The sequence below is a fragment of the Fuerstiella marisgermanici genome, from assembly GCF_001983935.1.
Taxonomy (GTDB): domain Bacteria; phylum Planctomycetota; class Planctomycetia; order Planctomycetales; family Planctomycetaceae; genus Fuerstiella; species Fuerstiella marisgermanici.
In genome coordinates this window covers 7,440,914-7,460,081 of record NZ_CP017641.1, presented here as the reverse complement: position 1 = coordinate 7,460,081, position 19,168 = coordinate 7,440,914, and the positions used below count along the sequence as shown (strand labels likewise).

Here is a 19,168-nt window from a genome sequence, read left to right as displayed (position 1 = left end):
AGAGATAATTATCCTTAGAAACAGGATCTACAAACTCCACCGCTCGATAAAAGGCTACGGATGGCGCCTCCGTGCCATGTTGCGCTCATGGCAATTTGACGAATTGGGTCAGAGAGCTGCTATCGCTCCAAACGTGCAAATTGAAGTATATGGGGACCTTACACTGGGTAGGCACGTTACCCTGAGACAGGGTTGCATACTTCGAGGAACCGGAAGCTTGTCAATTGGAGACCGCACCGTGGTTAACCAAAACACCATTATTACCGCAATGCAGCAGGTAACAATAGGCGCCGACTGCATGCTTGCGCCAGGTGTTTATATCCTGGATGTTGACCACAAATTTGAAAGTCGCGAGAGACCTATCAGAGACCAAGGTTACCGGACTAGTGCCGCGAAGATCGGCGATGATGTTTGGCTTGGAGCAGTAGTATTTATCCTAAAGGGAGTTACAACCGGAAACGGCGCTATTATCGCCGCGAACAGCGTTGTAATCCAGGACGTGCCGCCATTCACAATTTTTGGCGGAAGCCCGGCGCGTAAGTTACGGGACCGAAATTGAGCGCACACGCAAAAGCTGTTGCAAAGCTTTCGATCTCCTCTGCCGTTGCAATCGTTTCTCAGATTGCCAAAGGGAAAATAGGCGCGGTCGTGCTTGGTCCAGCTGGAATGGGAGTCCTAAGCCAACTGAAGTACCTTTGGAACCTACTCCATTTCCTGTTTGGCCTAGGTTTCTACAACGGCCTAGTGCGGCACGTTGCTGAAGCAAACGCAAATAATGACCCAAAGCGAGTACGAGAACAAATATCGACACTTCTATGCATCATTTCTGTAATATGCCTGACTGGCTCATTGGTCGCAATGTTCTGCGCAGAGAGCATTTCGTTGTTGCTATTTCCAAATGATGACCATACCGGCTTAGTCTTAATTGTCCTGTTGGCAGTTCCGCTCGCAGTTACGGCTCGAATGTACAAGGGAATCTTGAGCGCGTACAAGAACGTTCAGGGAATCGTTGTTTCACAAGTCACAGCTGACGCACTGAGTGTCGTCACATTCGGCATACTGACATATTCGCATGGTGTGTCCGGGGCGGCTATCGCCCTAGTTGTGTATCACGCAACGAGGGCAATTTTGAATGTCACGATCGCGTGCAGGAGTCACGGAGCTAGACATGTCATCCCCAGGATGGCAAACTTCAGCATATCGATTATCGGCGAGAATCTATCCTTTAGTGCCGTCTCAATGATTATCATGCCTACGAGTATCCTAACGTCAATACTCGTTTCTCGATGGATCATCGCCGCGTACGGCACGACTGCAAACGGCGTATTCGCGGCTGCATGGCTGGTATCTTCAGTCTATCTTCGCATACTGTATGAATCTGCGTCGTCGTACCTTTTGCCTGTTCTGGCTTCGTCGAAGTCAAATGTGGACTTAAACATACAGCTCGACAAGGCGCTTAGACTGTACATGCTGCTCGTGCCCCCGGTCGTCATCCTATTAGTAACAACGGGAGAACTGGCAATCTCAGCCATGTTCTCTCGAGACTTCTCGCAATCCGGCGAGCTTCTTGTTTGGTTACTACCAGCCGACCTTCTGCGAATAATAAGTGAGACCATTGGCCTTTCGATGCTCGCCAACAACCGCCTAAAAGCGTACCTATTCCCCTACCTGTGCCGGGCGGCCACCTACTTACTACTCTCCCAGTTTACATTAATTGAGCATGGCTTGAGCGGCATTTGCTACGCATACGCAGGCTCACACACACTCTACGTGTTACTACAACTTGGTTTTGCCCGGCGTCTATTCGGCTATTGGCCAAGCAGTCGTGCCAGCCGCATTATTATACGCGGTATTCTATGCAGCCTCGTCGCTGCTTTCCTAACGACCCAGTTCCCAACTATCATTGCTCGACTAGCCACTCTTTTCTGTGTTCTTGGATTCTGGACACTGCAATCCATGCGTGAACCTGAAGCCATACAACTACTTCAGTTCATTCGCAGAAAATTTGCCGGGACTAAACCCAAGACTTAAGCATGCCTAAAGCGTTACCCCTTGTAACCCATTTCATACCATCGTTTAACCATGCTGGATATATCGAGAAAGCAGTGGAAAGCGTTCTTTCTCAGACCTATCCGAACACAGAACTAATCGTCATCGACGACGGATCTATAGATGACTCTGCGAAAGTGTTGGCACAATTCAAAGATGCCCCACGCGTAACCGTAGTCTTGAACCAAGAAAATCGTGGCCAAAGTGCTGTGTTTAATCAGGCGATAAGCATGGCCAAGGGGGAGTTCATTGCGTACTTACCGTCCGACGATTGGCACTTGCCGCGTAAGACACAAATTCAGGTCGAACGTTTCCTACAGCTGCCCGATTCTGTAGGCGTGGTTTACGGCCGCGGCGCAAGGTTTTTTGAAGACACTGGCGAAACAAGAGACGTGAACCTTCCGCTACACAGAGGGCACGTATTGCGACAACTGATCCGTTACGGAAATTTTGTCTACCCCGCCAGCCCTATGTTCCGGAAGGCCTGTTTTGACAAAGTGAAACTTGATGAGTCTTACCGCGCTGAAGGTGAGGCTATCTACTTGAAGTTGGCAATGCACTTCGAATTCGATTACGTCGATGAAGTGGTCGCAGTTATGCGTGACCATAGCTACAACACGGGCAAAGACGTCCGTATGATGTACCAAGACAATCTTCGCTACTGGGAAGCTTTTTTTTCCCGCCCTGACCTGTCACACGATCTTCGAAAACTCGCCCCAAAGCGACTGGGCAGCCTGCACAGAACCAAGGGGCTTCAACTCCTGAAGAAACTAGGTGATGCCCCAGCCGCGCGTTCCGCACTTTGGAAGGCCATAAAGACCTATCCACTTTACGTCACAGACTATCGAGTTGTGGGCGGCCTGGCGGTCAGCATTTTACCATCCGCCATGAGAACACGGTTACTGGGACGCTAACAGCTTACACAAATGAACTTATGACAACAAACTTCTTTATAATCGGTGGCCCCAAATGTGGAACGACAGCCTGGGTGGAATATCTAGGCAGCCATCCTGACATTGCGTTTCCTTCATCGAAAGAACCTCATTTTTTTGCCACAGACATCAATGGCACAAAGATTGCCGACTCACCTGAAAAGTACGAATCGCTGTTCCATCACGTAACAACCGAATCGACGATTGGAGATGGCTCTGTGATGCACTTGTACTCGAACGATGCCATAGGCAATATTTTCAAATACAACCCCGACGCGCGCATCCTCATTCTGCTGCGGGAACAGCTTGCCTACCTTCGATCCTATCACAACCAAGCACTATACACCGGGTACGAGGATGTCACTTCCATCGAAGAGGCGTGGTCCTTAACCCCTGAGCGCCTAAAGGGAAACAACATCCCTCCCCTTTGCACCGATGTAAAAATGCTGAACTATCCCGCGCTTGCTGAGTTTGTCCCTCAAGTGAAACGTGTTTTAGACACATTTCCGCCAGAACAAATCTGCGTTCGCTGGCTGGACGAATGGGCCAAGCGTCCGAGGCGCTTCTACACCGAATTGATGGAGTTCTTGCAGATCAAAGACGACGGAAGAATGGACTTTCCGAAAATCCATGGCGCTCACGCTCACAGAAGTCAGCTTCTGGGAAAGATCACGGGAAAGCCGCCCGCCATCGTTGCTGTGGCTGCAAAAATCATCCGGCGAATTTTGGGAGTTCGAAGATTGAATCTGGGATCAAAACTCAGAAAACTGAACACCAAAGACGTAAACATACCGGAAACCAGTGATCAGTTCTCCGCTATGATTCGCCAAAGGTACCGTGAAGACCGAGCCCAGATTACCCAACTGCTTAGAGCTTACAAGGTGCCATGGATTCATCGATCGACCGTACAGACTGACTTCTGATAACTCACGCAATCACAGTGCAGTCAGCTATAGCAAGGTGACTTGAATAACAGTTCCCTACTCGCGTTAGCAGCAATATCCAGACAGCTGTGCTCTGCCGTTGCGTTGTGGACGCTAACGTCCTGCCTTGGTGCCAGCCGCTATGGCGCTTGGGTTGCCATCCTCGCGTTTTGCACCAGCGCTGCAAATCTGGGTGGTGGCGGCTTCAACGTCTATCTGATTCAGCAGGGAACCCGATCACACATTCGCGATCATAAAATTGGTCGTGTGTTTTTCGCAACGACCTTGCTATCAGTCATCGCAACGGTACTTCTCGTCCCCCTAATCGTCATGCTATGTGCGGAAGAATCGGAGCCACTTTCCTATATCTGGATCACCGTTATTGCGGTTGCGACAGTGTTGAACATTTGCATTCGCACAGGACTGCAATGTGCTGAAGCATTTAGAGACTACGCAATCGCAAGCTTTGCGGACCGAGCAATTTTTTCGATTTTCTGTATTGTTCTCGCGGTGCGTTGCCCAGAGGTGTCATACGCACAACTATGTGCGGCCCATCTTGTCGCATTGATGGCACCTGCCATTTGGGCTTACTGCCGACTTGCCTCCGACAAGCTGACACTCGATCTGCGCGATTTTCGATTGACAGATTGTGCGTCCATCGCAACTCCGAACACTTTGGCCGTTGGGGCAAACTACGCTTTAAGCCCAGCCTTCTTTATTCTTGCGATGGCTTCAGCAGGCGCCACGCCAAGCATGCTAGGCCACGTTGGGCTGGCGTTCCGCTTGTCGGGCCTCCTCCAGCAACCGTTGAGCTGGGTTGCACCAACTGTTTTTCCGGCCCTTGGCAGAGTGCGCGAAACTGAAGGCTATCATGGCATTCGTCGCGTTGTTACAACTATCGTCATTCCAATCGCATGGATCGCTGCCCTCGCCTACATAGCGATATGTGGACTGCTCTTCTTTACGCCAGTGATTCCATTTATTTTCACAGATGCGTTTGATGGGTCACGACTGTGGCTGGTGATCTTACTTGCGGCGATCGGTGGTGAAGTAATGAACACCATTCTTGTCAAAGCATTGTGGTCACTGGACCAAAACGTTGAGATCCTGCGATGCTGCTTGGCCGCATGTTTGCCAGTACTGCTGGTATTCCTGAACACGTCGGATCCGTATTGGCGCGGCATTGGGTTCGTCCTGGGTATCTGGTGCCGAACAGTCTGTCAATGCTGGTACCTGGGCATTAAAGATAAGTCAGCATGGGGAATCCTGGTAGCATCGATGGGAATGAGCATGATCATTCCGTGCCTGCTCTTGTTTGAATCAAGCTTGGCAGCACACCAGCTTGGCTTTGGCATATTGGCATCTGTTGCGGCTGTGTTTACGGCAATGATGAGGGGACGAATCACCAAAGCATGGCGAGTCGAGAATTAACCGTGGATTCCCTGGAGAAGGCAAAGGTGAGTAGCCATCGCCCCCCCCCAGTCCACCTCGTCATTGCTGAGACGAGGAGTCATCGCAATTTCTAATAGCATGAACGCCTGTGTTTATTGCGTGTCGTAATCAAAAGCATCGCCCAAATTGATGTCAATTCAACGTATCGAAAAGGCTGAAATCGGATCTACCCGGCGCGATCAGCTCTTGCGATTTTTGGGGACATCCCTGTGGCTACCAAGGAAGCTCCGGTCGTTCGTTGTGCGTCTGGCCGCAGGAGACGAAGTGCAGATTCCCGGCTTCGCCTATGAACTGCAACTCTTCAACAAAACCTATTTCGGCCACACAAGCTCCCATGTAGATTGGCATGTTTACTTTTTTGGAACATATGACCCGCTTGGCACGAGTCTTTTAAGAAACTTGGCAAAAACAAGAAAACCGGCTGTCGCGTTAGACGTTGGTGCTAACACTGGAACTCACACGCTTGCGATGTACGAATACTGCCAGGAGGTGCACTGTTTTGAGCCATTCGAGCCGGTAAGAATGGCATTGAACAGGAACATCGAAGCCAACAATCTAGCGAACGTTTGCGTGTACGCGTTCGGCCTCTCCGACCAAACCTGCTCGATGCAATTTTGCCCTGGCGGTCACGGCAATCACGGCGCAGGTCGATATGCGAGTAGCCCCGGTGACTCCATTAATCTTCCTGTTCATACAGGCGACGGTGTCGTGCTGGATCTGAACTTGGAACGAATTGACCTCATTAAAGTCGACGTAGAAGGACACGAGTTTAATGTATTCCGGGGACTCTCCGAATCCCTCAAGCGTTATCGCCCAATCGTACAGTGGGAATGTAATGTTCAGGACACGACACTTCTGCCATGCGACGTCTGGCAGCCCTATTTCCCTGATCGGTATGAGACATTTCGAATCTCGTCGAAACACCGCTGGAATCGTCAGTCGCCCATTCTTCGCAAATTTGACAGGTGCAGTCGAGGTAACTTATTGTCAGTGCCTCTGGAGCGTATGTCTGACGTAACTGCATTTCTGCCATAATTGTACGTCTTAGCATGTTAGAGATGATTTCAAGACCTGCCCGGGCCTGCTGTAGAGTTTCGAATTTTCTTGCAAGCAGATTTCGGATTTGGCGCATACGCATTCGATATCCCAATTGCCGCTTTGGCCGAGGGGTAACTGTTGGGGTAAATGTACAGGTCATTGCCACAGATGGTGGTGCTATCAACATCGGTGCTAACGTCAACATCAAGGACAATTGCCTCCTCATAGCCCGTTCGGGGACATTGAACGTCGGTGACGAGTGTTTCATTGGATGGGGCACTGTGATTTGCGCAAATGACTCTATCAGCATAGGACGTGACTGCTTGATCGCAGAGTATGTGACAATCAGAGATCAAAACCACGGAAGTGCGCTGGGCGAAATGCCTTTTCGGTTGCAACCCATGGTGTCGAAGCAGATCACTATTGAGAGCAACGTTTGGATCGGGGCAAAAGCCACCGTCTTGGCTGGGCGAACTATTGGCCAGAACAGCATTGTCGGTGCAAATTCGGTTGTCACAAAGAATGTAGAGGTGGGCTCCACGGTTGCGGGGGTTCCCGCCAGGGCTCTTCTTAGAAAAACGAAACGATAAAGAAAATGGCTCGAAATTCAGCAGATCGCCTTCTTCGTCAATTTTTGTTAAAAGCGATTGGCCCCATACGACGCTTAGGCATCCCAATACCAGCAAAAATTTCAAAGCATCTTCAATTTCGCGGTGTTGTCGACGTTTCTGTGGGAAGCGGCGCCAGCTTTAAAATGCAGTCTCACGGTCACGCGATCGAAAATCGAATGTACTGGTATGGCAAGCGTGGCCACGAGCCTGAGACTTTTCTGCCATGGTTAGAGGCTTCAAAGACTGCGGAAGTTGTCCTTGATATCGGTGCCAACACAGGTTTGTATTCCCTCGGAGCTGCGGCAACGAATCGGACCAGCAGGGTGCTTGCTTTCGAGCCCGTTCCAAGAGTTGCAGAATTAACCCGCCATAATGCGCGACTTAATCCGTCATCCAACATTGAAGTTTTTGAACTGGCCGTGTCTGACGAAAATGGAACAGCGATACTGCACGACCCGGGTGGAGACCAGCCTGCAAGCGCAAGTCTTAGGGGGGATTTTCTGGACTGCAAACAAACCGAAATTAAGGTTCGTTGTGTGCGAATTGATGATTTCTTGAGTGAGGTGAATCTATCTCGTGTGGACTTAATCAAACTTGATGTTGAAGGCATTGAGGAATTGGCACTGCGGGGAATGCGAACAACCCTTCAAACACATATGCCCACCCTGTTTATCGAAGTGCTTGACGCACGACCAGAGTTGATGGCGGAACTCAATGGGCTTCTGAACATGGGCTACCAGGTAGGCGACCTCTGCAGTGACGGCGTGATTCCTTATGACTTGTCAGATAAAAAGGGAGTAGAACGCAATCTGCTATTTGCCAAGGACCTCAGCCGGTTTCAGTAGGCCTAATTTAGCGTGACAACTCCTCGCATCCTTTACATTGCGTCTTCCGGGATCCGGGATCCGTTAATCGTCTCCCAGGTGATTCGCTATCTTAAGGGCCTTCGGAAGTGGATTGGCGCCTGCCATCTGCTGACACTTGAACGCAGTTCTTTCGCTGTTGGAGAGGAACAGCAGATTCGGGAGCAGTTGGCGGAACGGGATATTTGCTGGTCGCCGTTGCCATCATTTTCGGGCAAACGTTCCATCAATCTGTGGCGGGAAATTTATGCCGGCTACCGGCAGGCGATCGCCCTGGTGCGTCAGCACGACCTGAACATCATTCATGCAAGAAGCTTTATCCCCGGCAATATCGCTTTGCGGGTCGCCCGGAAAACGGGCGCAAAATTCCTGTATGACATGCGAGGCTTTTGGGCGGAAGAAAAGTTCGCCAAGGGAACGATTCGCTGGAGATGGATGCAGCGACAGGCTCAGCGAATGGAAGACCGCATTTTTCATACGGCCGATGCACTGGTCTCGCTGACTGATGCAGGAAAGCAGCATCTTCAAAACCGAGGAATTCAAACTCCGATCGAAGTGATTCCGTGCTGTACGGATACCGACTTATTTGCCTGGGATGGCCGCCCCAAAAATGGGCTCAAGAGAATGATTTCGGTCGGGTCACTTGGCCCAGGCTATCTTCCCTCAGCTGTCTTCGGCGTTTATGCCGCAGCACAAAAGTTGGTTCCTGACGTCAAACTACAACTCTTGACTCGCACGGAACGAAGCAAGGTGGATGCTTTCGCCAGGGCGGCAGGTTGCGATCCGGATGGCATTCAGGTGACTGCCTGCAGCCCAGAAGAAGTGCCCGGTTTTTTGGCTCAGGCAGACGTTGGTCTATGCATGATTGAACCAAGCTTTGCAAAAACAGCATCTAGCCCCACGAAACTTGCCGAGTATTTTTCGTGCGGTCTGCCTGCGATCGGTAACTGCAAAGACATTGGCGACATGAGCGAAATTCTGCTTGAAAATCGCACGGGAGTTGATGTTGCTCCACTAAGCGACAAGGGATACTCAACCGCTGTCGCAAACATGCTGACTCTGCTAGAGGACGAGTCGCTGTCGAGCCGTTGCTGCGAACTGGCAAAGAAACGCTTCTCACTGGAGTACGGCGTTGCAGCATATGCTCGCGTATACGAACAGCTCCACTCATAACGTCCTGGTCAGCAAAACGAGACGACGGGGTTCACAGGGAAACCAATGACTGAACCAGCGGGCGATAAGCGGTCCTTGATATTCGTACACGGATCGTTGGGTATGGGCGGGGCGGAAGTCCTGCGGCTTTCCATACTTGAAGAGCTATTAAAAGACGAATCGCTTTCCATCCGCGTCTGCGTGCTTCGAAAACGCGGGGTCCTCGCAGACCAGGTCGAGGCGATGGGCATTCCGCTGGATGTCCTGGGGAACCGCGGAGGGCTACTTGACTTCGCAGGCGTTCGAAAACTGGCGACCTATTTTCGGCAGCACCGTCCAACCATTGTGCAGTCCAGCCAGTTCCTCACTAACCTGCATACCAACCTCGCTGCCCGGCTGGCAAAGGTACCCGTTGTTGTCATTGAAGAACATGGCGTTTACACGTGGAAGAAGTGGTATCACCGACTGATTGATCGGCGAATCAACAGCCGCGCCAATGCCGTGGTCGCGTGTTCTCACTGCGTGGCAGAATCGGCCGCCAGACATCTGAATATCCCAGCTGAAAATGTCACGGTCATTCACAACTGCGTTGGAAGAAGTCACTTTCAGAAAGGGCAGGGCACCCGCGAGGCTTTTCGACAGTCCATGCAGACCTCAAATACAGCGTTGGTTGCAACCTGCGTTGGCACTCTACGTTGGGAAAAAGGGCACCGTTTTTTACTGGAAGCCTGGGGACAACTGATTGCCGCGCAGAGTATCCCACAGGATTCAGAATTGTGGATAGTTGGCAGTGGACCGCTCGAAAATGAACTCCGAGGGTTATCTTCTGAACTGCCAGGCGTAAGATTCCTGGGCAGTCGCAGCGACACCGCAGAAATTCTCAGGGCTTCCGACCTGTTTGTTTTGCCGTCGGTTAACGAAGGATTCGGAATTGCGATTGTGGAAGCAATGAGTGCCAAACTGGCGGTAATTTCAACCAACAGCGGTGGAATCCCCGAAGTCATAGAATCCGGACGAACCGGAATTTTGGTCGAACCAGAAAATTCCAGACAACTGGCAGATTCGATCGCGACTCTATGTCAGAACCCTTCTCAGCGAAAACAATTAGCAGCAGCAGCGCAATTGGACGCACAATCAAGATTCACACCGGCACGGTACGTCAAACAGTTACAGAACCTATATAAGTCTTTGCAACGCTGACCGCGATCGCCAGCAGCCTGACGCCAATGGCAACTCACTGAAACAGTTGGAAATGAAATTCTGCATCGTCGCCAACAAGGCATGGAACCTGACCAACTTCCGGATGAACCTGATGTACAGGTTGTTGGATTTTGGCATAGAGGTCCATGCCATTGCTCCGGCTGACGGGTACGAAAAAAAGATTGAGCAGGCTGGGATTCCGTTCCACGATTGGAAGATTCAACGTGAGAGTCTGAATCCCTTTCAGGAACTGCAGTCGGTCAATGCAATACGCAAGATCTATAAGCAGGTTTCCCCAGATCTCGTTCATCATTTCACGGTGAAAGCACTGCTTTACGGCACCGTTGCTGCCCGAATGTGCGGCGTAAAGGCGATCGTCAATTCGGTGACCGGGCTTCCACTGATCCTGGTGGCCCCGAAAAAACAGCTTCACAAAAAGCTGGCCGGATGGATTTCCATGAAATGGTACGGCTGGTCTCTTACGGGAAAAGACACGCACGTCTTACTGCAGAACGAAGATGACCTGCAGCTGCTGGAGTCATTCGCTCCATACATTAGATGCAACTCATCGGTCACGAATGGTTCGGGAGTCCCGCTCGATCGATTTCGGCATACAAGTCTGCCCAATAACGACCCGCCGCACATTGTTTTTGTTGGTCGGCTGATTCGTGAGAAGGGCATTTTTGAACTCATGTCAGCGGCAGAGCAATTGCGATCGTCAAAGATCCCGTTTCGGCTGACATTGTGCGCAGACATTGACCCGGGAAATCGTTCCAGTGCCACCAGCGAAGATGTTCAGTCATGGCGTGACAAGGGACTGTTTGACCATGTGGGCCGACTGGATGATGTGGCACCGTGCCTGCGGGATGCCGACCTCGTAGTCTTGCCAAGCTACCGCGAAGGAACTCCTCGTTCTCTGCTGGAGGCAATGGCCATTGGTCGGCCGATCGTCACAACAGATGTCCCTGGCTGCCGCAACGTCGTCGATCATGAGGTCAACGGATTTCTGGTTCCTGCGCAGGAATCGGCTGGTTTGACCGCAGCTATGGAAGCGCTTCTTGAAGACGCTGAACTGCGAGTTTCGATGGGGCAGGCCAGTCGCCACCTCGCCGAGACGGTATTCGACGAACGTACCGTGATCGACCAGATTTGCAGGGCCTACCACCAGCTTGCGCCTGGCTTTATTCCTTCTCCCGACGAGTGGGCTGATAATCAGGTCCCTGTGGACGCACGTTCGGATGTCCGCAGTGCACCGATAACGGACACCGCCGCCCCGCTTTAAGAACCTATCCGAAAACCTGCGTGAGCCGCGACATTTGTGGTTGCGTTTCGGGCAAGAAGAGAGGAGGAGGCGACAAATGTCGTCGACGACGACCGACGCAGCCTGAGACGCAAACACAAGCGTCCCGAATTCGCCCATTTGTGGCAGCCCTGCGAACGTCCGCTGACGACCAGTCCTGCCTCGTTTTTGGCCGAATTGATATTGCTGGCATTGCATGATCTGCCGACACTTCGTTGGCGACATCTCTACGCCGCCACGTCGCCGCCGCAAGGAAAGGATTCTGATGCGCACGCGGGTCTTATTCATCAACCGGTCCTATTGGCCGGACTCAGAAGCCACTGGCCAACTGTTGACATCCCTTTGTGAGGGCCTGTCAACAGAGTTGGATGTGCACGTGCTTGTGGGACAGCCCAATATCCCAGCCAGCGATGCTCCGCTTAACAAAACGGAGGTGCGTCACGGGGTCACCATCCATCGGGTGGGGCATTTGACCTTTCCCAAACGCAGCATGGTCGGGAAGGCCATGAACTTCATTTCTTTTGTGCTGGCGTGCCACCGACGAATCTGGTCTTTGCCGCGTCCGGATATTGTGGTGTTCGAAACGGACCCCTTCCTGCTCCCACTGGTGGCGTCGCGATTTGCCAGAAAGCGAGATTGCAGGCTTGTTGGCTATTTGCAGGACATTTACCCCGACATCGCCGTCGCGCTGGGCAAAGTCCGCAACAACTGGCTGATTCGCCGACTCAGAAAAACACTGTTCAAAATCTACAAGTCCTGCGATCGGATCGTAGTTCTTAGTGAAGACATGAAGACTCTGATCGCTGAGGGTGGCATCGACGGTGATCGAATAAGTGTTATTCCCAACTGGGCTGATACAAACTCGATTCGGCCCATCCCTGGGGACAACCCGTTTCGTACCCGGAACGGATTTGATGACAAATTCGTCGTGATGTACTCGGGCAATATGGGCCTGACGCAGCGATTGGAACAGTATGTTTACGCTGCTGAAGTACTAAAAGCCGACTCCAAGATACAGTTTGTTTTCGTTGGAAATGGCGCCAATCGCCACTCGATCGAACAACTGGTATCCAATCGGCAACTGGATAACGTCTGCTTCTTCGACTACCAGCCGCTAACGGAGCTCTCGGCAAGTCTAGGCGCGGCAGACCTCCACATCCTTCCACTTACAGCGGAAATCAGCCGGTGCCTGATGCCAAGCAAATTATATGGAATCTTGGCAGCGGGACGCCCGTATCTGACTACCGCACCGGCTTGGACTGAGTTATCTAAACTGACAGTGAAGCACCAGATCGGATTCCGAGTTGACAACGACGCCGAAGAAATTGCCGAAACAATTCGGTTCGCCGCCGGTCGCACTGCAGAACTTCGCCAAATGGGCAAACGAGCACGAAAACTGGGACAGTCCGAGTTTTCTGAGCAAAACGCCATCGCTCGTTTTTTGAACGTTGTGACCAGCTTGAATTCTGAGGCACAAGCGGCGCCCAGCCAAGCCAGAAAAGCGGCGTAAGGCTTCGCTGCAACAAAATGCGGAGTTCGCCTGTGAGGCGTCTTGGTACTGACCGAGTATGAAGCGATCGGGGCAGGACTGCTGCGTCCCACCACTGAAAGAGCACGCCCCCTAGGCCCTGTCCCGTAATTCGAAGTTTGCCGCTCACCTACTTACGGGACAGCTCTTGGTCACTCAGACAGCGGTGTACGGAGTTCGGAGTGAGACTCAGTGCTTTTCTGGTAGTCTAGGGATTTTTGGAAAAGTTCGACGGTTTTATTGACTCAGCTTCAGTTGTCAGTATTCTGAGTAGGTGTAACCCTTCCGAACATTCCCTGAAAGGACGTTTTAATGCGACAATTTGTTTGTTTCCTTGCCGTCGGCGTGTTGTCGCAAACGGCTCTCGCGAACCCGGTGATTGACGATTTTCTGGATGCCGTAAGTCCAAACCCGCTGATCGGCGGCACGGATGTCCAAGTCATTTCGGTTGAACAAACCGTGTATGTCGAAGCTCAGCCAGCAGACATTACAAGCACGCGAACAGTTACCACAAGTGCAGGTTCAAGCGTCACGATTGGTGGCGGTACAATCAGCCTGACGACAGTCGGAGTTGGAGAGTCTCTTCTGCTTAGTTACGCGGGGATTTCGGCCCCAGTTAGCCTCGTAGACGGTTTTCTCCGGACTAACTTTTTCGGCCCAAGTGTCGCAGGGATGTTTGATGTCGCAGTGACGCTCACTAGCGGTGCGTCTTCCAGTACTGTCACGAAGTCTATCGGTGGCCCGGTGGTTGCGTCTCTTCACACAGATTTCCGTGATGACGAATTCCTGCCAGCTGCCATTGGGGCGATCGACGGTATTGACATTCTTATCACCCAGACAGGCGGAATTATCGGCTCCTTCGCAAGCACACCGGGAAATCTGCAAGCCATTCCAGAACCATCATCCTATGTCCTGCTTGGTTTAACCAGCTTGATTGGTTTTGTTGCATTCCGTCGACGACAGAACGCGGTTGAAGCTGCTTAAACAACTTTGCAAACAGTCAAAAATCAGCTAACGTCGCGGTACACGTACCGCGACGTTTTTTTTTGCCGAAATTCTCATGAAGTCCGCACTCACAAAAGCTCTATTGCTGAGTGCAGCAGTCATCCTGCTGCACTCAGCTTTCCTCGCGGAGGTAGCGAAACGCCTTTATTCCCGTGAGCACTATCAGTTTTTCCCGATGGTGTTGATTGCTGTGGGAATGATCATTTGGTTTCGACTGAAAGATTACGAAGGCGAAATTTTTGGCCGGATTTCGATTCGTGTTTTCAGCTATACCGTTCTGGCCACAGGCATTTTCGCGGCCTCCACATATCTAAATAGTCATTGGTTGGGGACAGTGGCCGCCCTGATGGCTGGTTGGACGTTGGTCTGGTTCATTGGCGGAAGCCCGCTTGCATCTGAACTACGGGCCCCCGTGAGCTTGCTGCTGCTCATCATGCCGTTGCCATCTGATTACGACCGCCAACTGATCATGGCGTTGCAAAGGAACGCCACTGAATTCGCGAGTCAGATGCTGGATTTAAGCAGTATCAAACACCTGCCGTCAGGGGTCACGATACAGGGTACCCAGAAAAGCTTTCTGGTTGAAGAAGCTTGCAGCGGGATCCACTCCCTATTCTCCTGCCTCTGCGTGGTTGGAGTCGTATGTGTCATCTTTCGGTATGGCTTCCTTCGAGCAATCGTCGTTCTGGCCCAAACCATTTTTTGGGTGTTGGTGGCCAACACGCTCCGGGTCTTTTTAATCGTGTACTGCTTTACCCGTTGGGGCTGGGAGCTCGATCAGGGGACTGCTCATGAAGTGCTTGGCATCGCGACCTACGTAGTCGCACTTGGATTGACTTTCAGTGCGCATCACCTGCTGCTGTTTGTAATTCCTACGAAGTCCAGTACGTCGGTCAACAGTCCCGCAAACGGCCTAAAATCGAAGGTGGATAAGTTCAGCCGGACACTAAACGAGCCTCGACTTAGCGAGTCGGCATCATACGGTGCTGCGTTTGCACTCATGGCTTTCGTCTATGCCCCGTTGGCCATCATTCGTGTCTGGGGGAATTGAATGCTGTCACTAAGGAAAATAAGGCGGCGTTTTGAAGAGCAACAGCGCAAACTCCGAAAACGCCCGAAGCTACTGACGCTGACCTTCTATTGGAAATTGATCACAGCGCCGATCAATGCCCTCCTTTCGGGGTGGAACAAACCACGAACAAGGGACCTGATCCTGGGCATCCCGTCAATAGTCACGGGAATCGCCGTTCTGTATTTGGTCGGTCGTGCCAAGATTGAGGAAAGCAGGATCTCAGTAAACTATCTTGACGCCGCCAAACGGGCCGTGGTCGAGGGACGAGATGAGGAAGCCGAACTATTATTACGGCGTGTCATCCAGCGCGGCGACTCGAATGTCAGCGACGCAAAATTCTCGATGGCCTTGTTGTATGAGAAAACGGAGCGAAAAGGTGAGGCCTCAGTTCTGTTCAGCGAATTGGCCCCAGACGAATCTCGCGGCAATGCGGATGCCCACAAGCGTCTGGCGTTCCTCCTTGCCAGTGAAATTAACACGCAAAGTCCTGAGGCTGACAAGACACGCTTGCACTGGCACCTTGTTGCCTCCAATGACCGCACCTCCCCCATGGCATGTATGGCGTGGGGAAGATATTTTTTGGCGACAGGCGACCTGGCGCAAGCGGAAAAGAACTTTCAACTAGCCGTCGATCAGTTTCCAGCGCTCTGGTGCGATCTGGGAGAAATTCAAGTTGCTTTTGGGCGAACAGAAAAAGCGATAGCTAGCTACAGGCGAGCGGCGGCTTACTTAGCAACAGAACTTCAGAAGTCCCCCAAAGACGCCAAAAATCGTGTTGACTATGCGCAAACACTGCTGAGGCTTGGCGATTTTGTTGAAGCCAGAAAGGTGCTGGAAGCCGGGAAAACTCAACGTCCCGATGGCCCGTGGAATTGGCTGCTGGCAACATTGGAAGTCAGTCTTCACGACCTTCTGGTGAAACAGAACGCTTCTGTGTCAGAGTTATTGGCCCACATCCGATTGGCATTGAGCCACGATCCAGAACATCAGGGCGCCTTGAAGAGACTGATGTCCTACGCGACCGCCGAAGTGGAAGGAAACGAAGAACTTCGAACGATTCTGGCGAGGGTAATCGCAGAGGGAAAAGAGCCGGCGATGGCTCATCTTGCAATGGGAAATCTCTGCTGGTTAGAAGGCGACTCTTCCACTGCAGCCTTCCATTTCGAGCAAGCTCTATCGATGAAAAAAGATATGGCAGTCGTGCTCAACAATCTTGCCTGGATGATTGCGCATGACGAACGGCAACCTGACCTGGAACGAGCCTTAGCGTTGGTGAACGCTGCATTGGAACAACGCCCGGGGAATACGAGTTTCCTTGACACAAGGGGGAAAATCTATTTCCTGCAAGAGAACTGGAAAGCCGCGCTGACAGACTTCGAAACGACCTTGAAGCAGGGGGGGCGAGACCCAAGACCGGTACATCAACATTTGGCCAAAATTTACGACGAGTTGGGGCATAAAGAAATCGCCGAACAGCATCGGCTGCTGGCCGCAGAGGTTGTTGATTCAGGACCGTAGTTGAGGTTCGGGAAAGCAGAGTGCGCTGCGTACTTGGTTTTCAACGCTTCCGGTCGTACTGGTCCTACAGGTTGCAATGGAAAAAACATCCGCGAGCGACGCCCGCACACCAACGAATTTCGCCGTGTCTTCAGACGCGAAGTAGGGTTCAGCAGGCCTGTCGGAAACGTCGATGGGACCATTGAAGTCCTGTTTCCTGGCCGCAGCATCGCCTGACGGTCGATGCGCGGAGCGGCCATGAAGCTTTCGATTGTCATCCCGGCTCATAACGAACAACAGAACATCGTCCGCTGTCTGGACGAACTGCACAGCGTGGTCTGGGAACAGAATCTGATCCCTCACGAAATCATCGTTGTGAACGACAACAGCTCGGACGAAACCGAGTCCGTTGTTCAAAGCTATATGCGGCAGCATGATCAGGTTCGTCTGGTCACCCGCCCGGCTCCTGGTGGATTTGGTCGAGCGATTCGGACCGGGTTGGACGCAGTGACCGGCGATGTCGTCGTGATCTGCATGGCCGACCTGTCTGACAGCCCGGCCGATGTGGTCGCGTGCTACCGGAAGATCTGTGACGGCTACGATTGCGTCTTTGGGTCGCGATTTATTGAAGGTAGCAGCGTCGAAAACTATCCTCGCGTGAAACTGGTCGTCAACCGCTTCGTCAACACCTGCATTCGGCTGCTGTTCCGCACGAAGTTCAATGACCTGACCAACGCCTTCAAGGCATACCGCACCAGCGTGCTGCAGGACTGTGGGCCATATAAGTCCAGCCACTTCAACATTACGCTGGAATTGTCGCTTAGCGCTCTGATTCGCAACTATCGCATCGCCCAAATCCCGATCAGTTGGCAGGGCCGCACGTGGGGATCTTCCAATCTCCGGCTGAGGGAGATGGGACGACGCTACCTATGTACGGTCCTGATGTTCTTTTTCCAGCGAATCCTGATTCGAGACGACGTGATGGCTGAGCAGATGGCCAGTCAGCAGCGCCGTCGCGAGCGGCTCGGTACTGACGCATCGCCGCTGTATCGCCTGGACGACGCCCTGGCCGCCGTCAATGAAGAGCTCGCTGCAGATCGCACAGTGTCCGCGGCGGTCGTTACTGCAGCCGAGCCCGCTGCAGGCACGATCTGACACGCTGGCGGCAACTGGCCAAGCTGCCGCAATTCGCTATCATTCCTGTTGTTGAAGCCTCCGCGATTCAGAGATTTCTGACCCTCAACGTTTGCAGGGCTTCTGAGCTGTTTTTCGGATGCGCGACAGGATTGTAAGCCAATGCCAAGGTTGAGTCAGGCTGATCTGATTGAACTGAATCGGACCTTTGAAGACCGTTCGCCGCAGGAATTGCTGGAGTGGTCGCGCACGATTTTCGGCGACCGTGTGGCGGCACTGTCTTCAATGCAGAAATCGGGCAACACAATTTGCCACATGCTGCATTCCATCCCAATAAAAATGCCGGTGTTGTTCGTGGACACGGGCGTGCTGTTTCCGGAAACCCTGGAGACTCGCGACCGCCTCATTGCGGAGTACGGACTGGACATTCAAACGCTGCATCCGGCTCAAACAATGGCCGAACAGACGGTTGAGAAGGGCGTTTTATACCTGACGCCGGAAGGCCAGAAGGAATGCTGCGAACTGCGTAAGTCGGCTCCTCTGGACGCCGTCCAACAAAACTACGACGCTCTGGTCAGCAGCCTGCGCCGATCCGACGGAGGGGCTCGTGGAGCCTGCCCGATCCTGGCCATTGACACGCGGCTAAACTGCCTGCGTATCAATCCGCTCGTCAATTTCGACGATGACCAACTGGCGGCCTACATCGCGGAACACAACGTCATCACTAATCCGTTGCACGATCAGGGTTTTTCTACGATTGGCTGCAATCGCTGCACTACGCCCGTACTTCCGAACGAACCTCGGCGAGCCGGCCGGTGGCGACATCTGGGACCGTGGTCTGTCTACTGCGGCATCAACCCCACAGACATGGACCCGGAACGTTCGCCCGCGATCGACATCTCGCAGGATCTGATCGACCGAATCCTCGGCCGCGAAACCGACTTCATGATTTAAGGCCGGTATGCACCGGCGGGCGATTGGCGTGGTGGGCCGGTGACGGTTTGCCAACTGAATCGCCGACGGGAAGGCGCACGAACACAGGCCCCTCAGCGGTTCCAAACAATGCGATCGTCAGCCCCTACGCCTTGAACAACACAGGCAAGCGGCAGCCGACAACCCAAATGGCCGGTGCGCGAAGTTTTCCGTGCCAATGTGCGAATTCGGCATCAAAGCCTGGTGAGTAACGATTTGCGCATCACGGTGTTGCAAAAACGCACGGTTTACGGCGTCGGTCAGTTGCCAGAATTCAACATTTCCACCCAGCAAGTGCGGTCGGATGATTTGCGACAGATGAAATGCTCGGGAAGTTTGCACCCGTTTTTCCGGATTCGACGATTGATTCCTTGCACGAGTAGGCGATGCGCGGTGATGATGTAGCAACCGATCGATGGCATTTCGCAGCCTGCGGAACA

Annotated in this window: 17 protein-coding genes; all 17 read left to right on the top strand. The window is 52.4% G+C overall.

Translation table 11 applies throughout. The features are described 5' to 3' along the window. The first annotated feature begins 238 nt into the window (after positions 1 to 238). The 17 genes from Fuma_RS28025 to Fuma_RS27945 all read left to right on the top strand — a co-directional run bounded on the left by Fuma_RS28025 (position 239) and on the right by Fuma_RS27945 (position 18,710). Complete coding sequence (locus tag Fuma_RS28025; RefSeq protein ID WP_158521163.1) at positions 239 to 559, top strand: acyltransferase; 321 nt, start codon at positions 239 to 241, stop codon at positions 557 to 559. Beyond that, positions 556 to 2,031, top strand: coding sequence for an MATE family efflux transporter (locus Fuma_RS28020; protein ID WP_145944424.1), 1,476 nt, complete (start codon positions 556 to 558; stop codon positions 2,029 to 2,031). The genes Fuma_RS28025 and Fuma_RS28020 overlap by 4 nt, the downstream gene beginning before the upstream one ends. Positions 2,032 to 2,033: 2 nt before the next feature. Continuing rightward, positions 2,034 to 2,963: a glycosyltransferase family 2 protein gene (locus Fuma_RS28015; protein WP_077027027.1), complete on the top strand. Its 930-nt coding sequence runs from the start codon at positions 2,034 to 2,036 to the stop codon at positions 2,961 to 2,963. Between the two features lie 20 nt (positions 2,964 to 2,983). Then, positions 2,984 to 3,904, top strand: coding sequence for a sulfotransferase family protein (locus Fuma_RS28010; protein WP_077027026.1), 921 nt, complete (start codon positions 2,984 to 2,986; stop codon positions 3,902 to 3,904). A 42-nt stretch (positions 3,905 to 3,946) separates the two neighbouring features. After that, the gene (locus Fuma_RS28005; RefSeq protein ID WP_077027025.1) at positions 3,947 to 5,335 is read left to right on the top strand and encodes a lipopolysaccharide biosynthesis protein; all 1,389 of its coding nucleotides are present in this window, start codon (positions 3,947 to 3,949) and stop codon (positions 5,333 to 5,335) included. Between the two features lie 150 nt (positions 5,336 to 5,485). Beyond that, a complete protein-coding gene (locus Fuma_RS28000; protein ID WP_077027024.1) occupies positions 5,486 to 6,391 on the top strand; it encodes an FkbM family methyltransferase in 906 nt (301 codons plus the stop codon). 14 nt (positions 6,392 to 6,405) lie between these two features. Further along, the gene (locus Fuma_RS36915) at positions 6,406 to 6,984 is read left to right on the top strand and encodes an acyltransferase (RefSeq protein WP_077027023.1); all 579 of its coding nucleotides are present in this window, start codon (positions 6,406 to 6,408) and stop codon (positions 6,982 to 6,984) included. A gap of 5 nt (positions 6,985 to 6,989) precedes the next feature. Beyond that, positions 6,990 to 7,850, top strand: coding sequence for an FkbM family methyltransferase (locus Fuma_RS27990; protein ID WP_077027022.1), 861 nt, complete (start codon positions 6,990 to 6,992; stop codon positions 7,848 to 7,850). Between the two features lie 12 nt (positions 7,851 to 7,862). After that, a complete protein-coding gene (locus tag Fuma_RS27985; RefSeq protein WP_077027021.1) occupies positions 7,863 to 9,041 on the top strand; it encodes a glycosyltransferase in 1,179 nt (392 codons plus the stop codon). Between the two features lie 45 nt (positions 9,042 to 9,086). Then, positions 9,087 to 10,220 carry a glycosyltransferase family 4 protein gene (locus Fuma_RS27980; protein WP_077027020.1) on the top strand — a complete coding sequence of 378 codons (1,134 nt, stop codon included), beginning with the start codon at positions 9,087 to 9,089 and terminating at the stop codon, positions 10,218 to 10,220. A 52-nt stretch (positions 10,221 to 10,272) separates the two neighbouring features. Continuing rightward, on the top strand, positions 10,273 to 11,502 hold the full coding sequence (locus Fuma_RS27975) for a glycosyltransferase family 4 protein (RefSeq protein WP_077027019.1): 1,230 nt from the start codon (positions 10,273 to 10,275) through the stop codon (positions 11,500 to 11,502). 283 nt (positions 11,503 to 11,785) lie between these two features. Next, entirely contained in the window at positions 11,786 to 13,030 is a 1,245-nt protein-coding gene (locus tag Fuma_RS27970; RefSeq protein ID WP_158521162.1) for a glycosyltransferase family 4 protein, read from the top strand. Positions 13,031 to 13,360: 330 nt separating this feature from the next. Next, on the top strand, positions 13,361 to 14,032 hold the full coding sequence (locus Fuma_RS27965; protein WP_077027017.1) for a PEP-CTERM sorting domain-containing protein: 672 nt from the start codon (positions 13,361 to 13,363) through the stop codon (positions 14,030 to 14,032). Positions 14,033 to 14,108: 76 nt separating this feature from the next. Beyond that, positions 14,109 to 15,104 carry an exosortase/archaeosortase family protein gene (locus tag Fuma_RS27960; protein ID WP_077027016.1) on the top strand — a complete coding sequence of 332 codons (996 nt, stop codon included), beginning with the start codon at positions 14,109 to 14,111 and terminating at the stop codon, positions 15,102 to 15,104. After that, positions 15,105 to 16,643 carry a tetratricopeptide repeat protein gene (locus Fuma_RS27955; RefSeq protein ID WP_077027015.1) on the top strand — a complete coding sequence of 513 codons (1,539 nt, stop codon included), beginning with the start codon at positions 15,105 to 15,107 and terminating at the stop codon, positions 16,641 to 16,643. Between the two features lie 237 nt (positions 16,644 to 16,880). Then, a complete protein-coding gene (locus tag Fuma_RS27950) occupies positions 16,881 to 17,777 on the top strand; it encodes a glycosyltransferase family 2 protein (protein WP_083732650.1) in 897 nt (298 codons plus the stop codon). Between the two features lie 141 nt (positions 17,778 to 17,918). After that, on the top strand, positions 17,919 to 18,710 hold the full coding sequence (locus Fuma_RS27945; RefSeq protein WP_077027013.1) for a phosphoadenylyl-sulfate reductase: 792 nt from the start codon (positions 17,919 to 17,921) through the stop codon (positions 18,708 to 18,710). The last annotated feature ends 458 nt before the right edge of the window (positions 18,711 to 19,168 follow it).

Bases quoted from the DNA above. Each gene is read 5' to 3' on its own strand.
- Fuma_RS28015 (WP_077027027.1), top strand. From the start codon at position 2,034: ATGCCTAAAGCGTTACCCCTTGTAACCCATTTCATACCATCGTTTAAC.
- Fuma_RS28010 (WP_077027026.1), top strand. From the start codon at position 2,984: ATGACAACAAACTTCTTTATAATCGGTGGCCCCAAATGTGGAACGACA.
- Fuma_RS28000 (WP_077027024.1), top strand. From the start codon at position 5,486: ATGTCAATTCAACGTATCGAAAAGGCTGAAATCGGATCTACCCGGCGC.
- Fuma_RS36915 (WP_077027023.1), top strand. From the start codon at position 6,406: ATGTTAGAGATGATTTCAAGACCTGCCCGGGCCTGCTGTAGAGTTTCG.
- Fuma_RS27990 (WP_077027022.1), top strand. From the start codon at position 6,990: ATGGCTCGAAATTCAGCAGATCGCCTTCTTCGTCAATTTTTGTTAAAA.
- Fuma_RS27980 (WP_077027020.1), top strand. From the start codon at position 9,087: ATGACTGAACCAGCGGGCGATAAGCGGTCCTTGATATTCGTACACGGA.
- Fuma_RS27975 (WP_077027019.1), top strand. From the start codon at position 10,273: ATGAAATTCTGCATCGTCGCCAACAAGGCATGGAACCTGACCAACTTC.
- Fuma_RS27970 (WP_158521162.1), top strand. From the start codon at position 11,786: ATGCGCACGCGGGTCTTATTCATCAACCGGTCCTATTGGCCGGACTCA.
- Fuma_RS27965 (WP_077027017.1), top strand. From the start codon at position 13,361: ATGCGACAATTTGTTTGTTTCCTTGCCGTCGGCGTGTTGTCGCAAACG.
- Fuma_RS27960 (WP_077027016.1), top strand. From the start codon at position 14,109: ATGAAGTCCGCACTCACAAAAGCTCTATTGCTGAGTGCAGCAGTCATC.
- Fuma_RS27955 (WP_077027015.1), top strand. From the start codon at position 15,105: ATGCTGTCACTAAGGAAAATAAGGCGGCGTTTTGAAGAGCAACAGCGC.
- Fuma_RS27950 (WP_083732650.1), top strand. From the start codon at position 16,881: ATGAAGCTTTCGATTGTCATCCCGGCTCATAACGAACAACAGAACATC.
- Fuma_RS27945 (WP_077027013.1), top strand. From the start codon at position 17,919: ATGCCAAGGTTGAGTCAGGCTGATCTGATTGAACTGAATCGGACCTTT.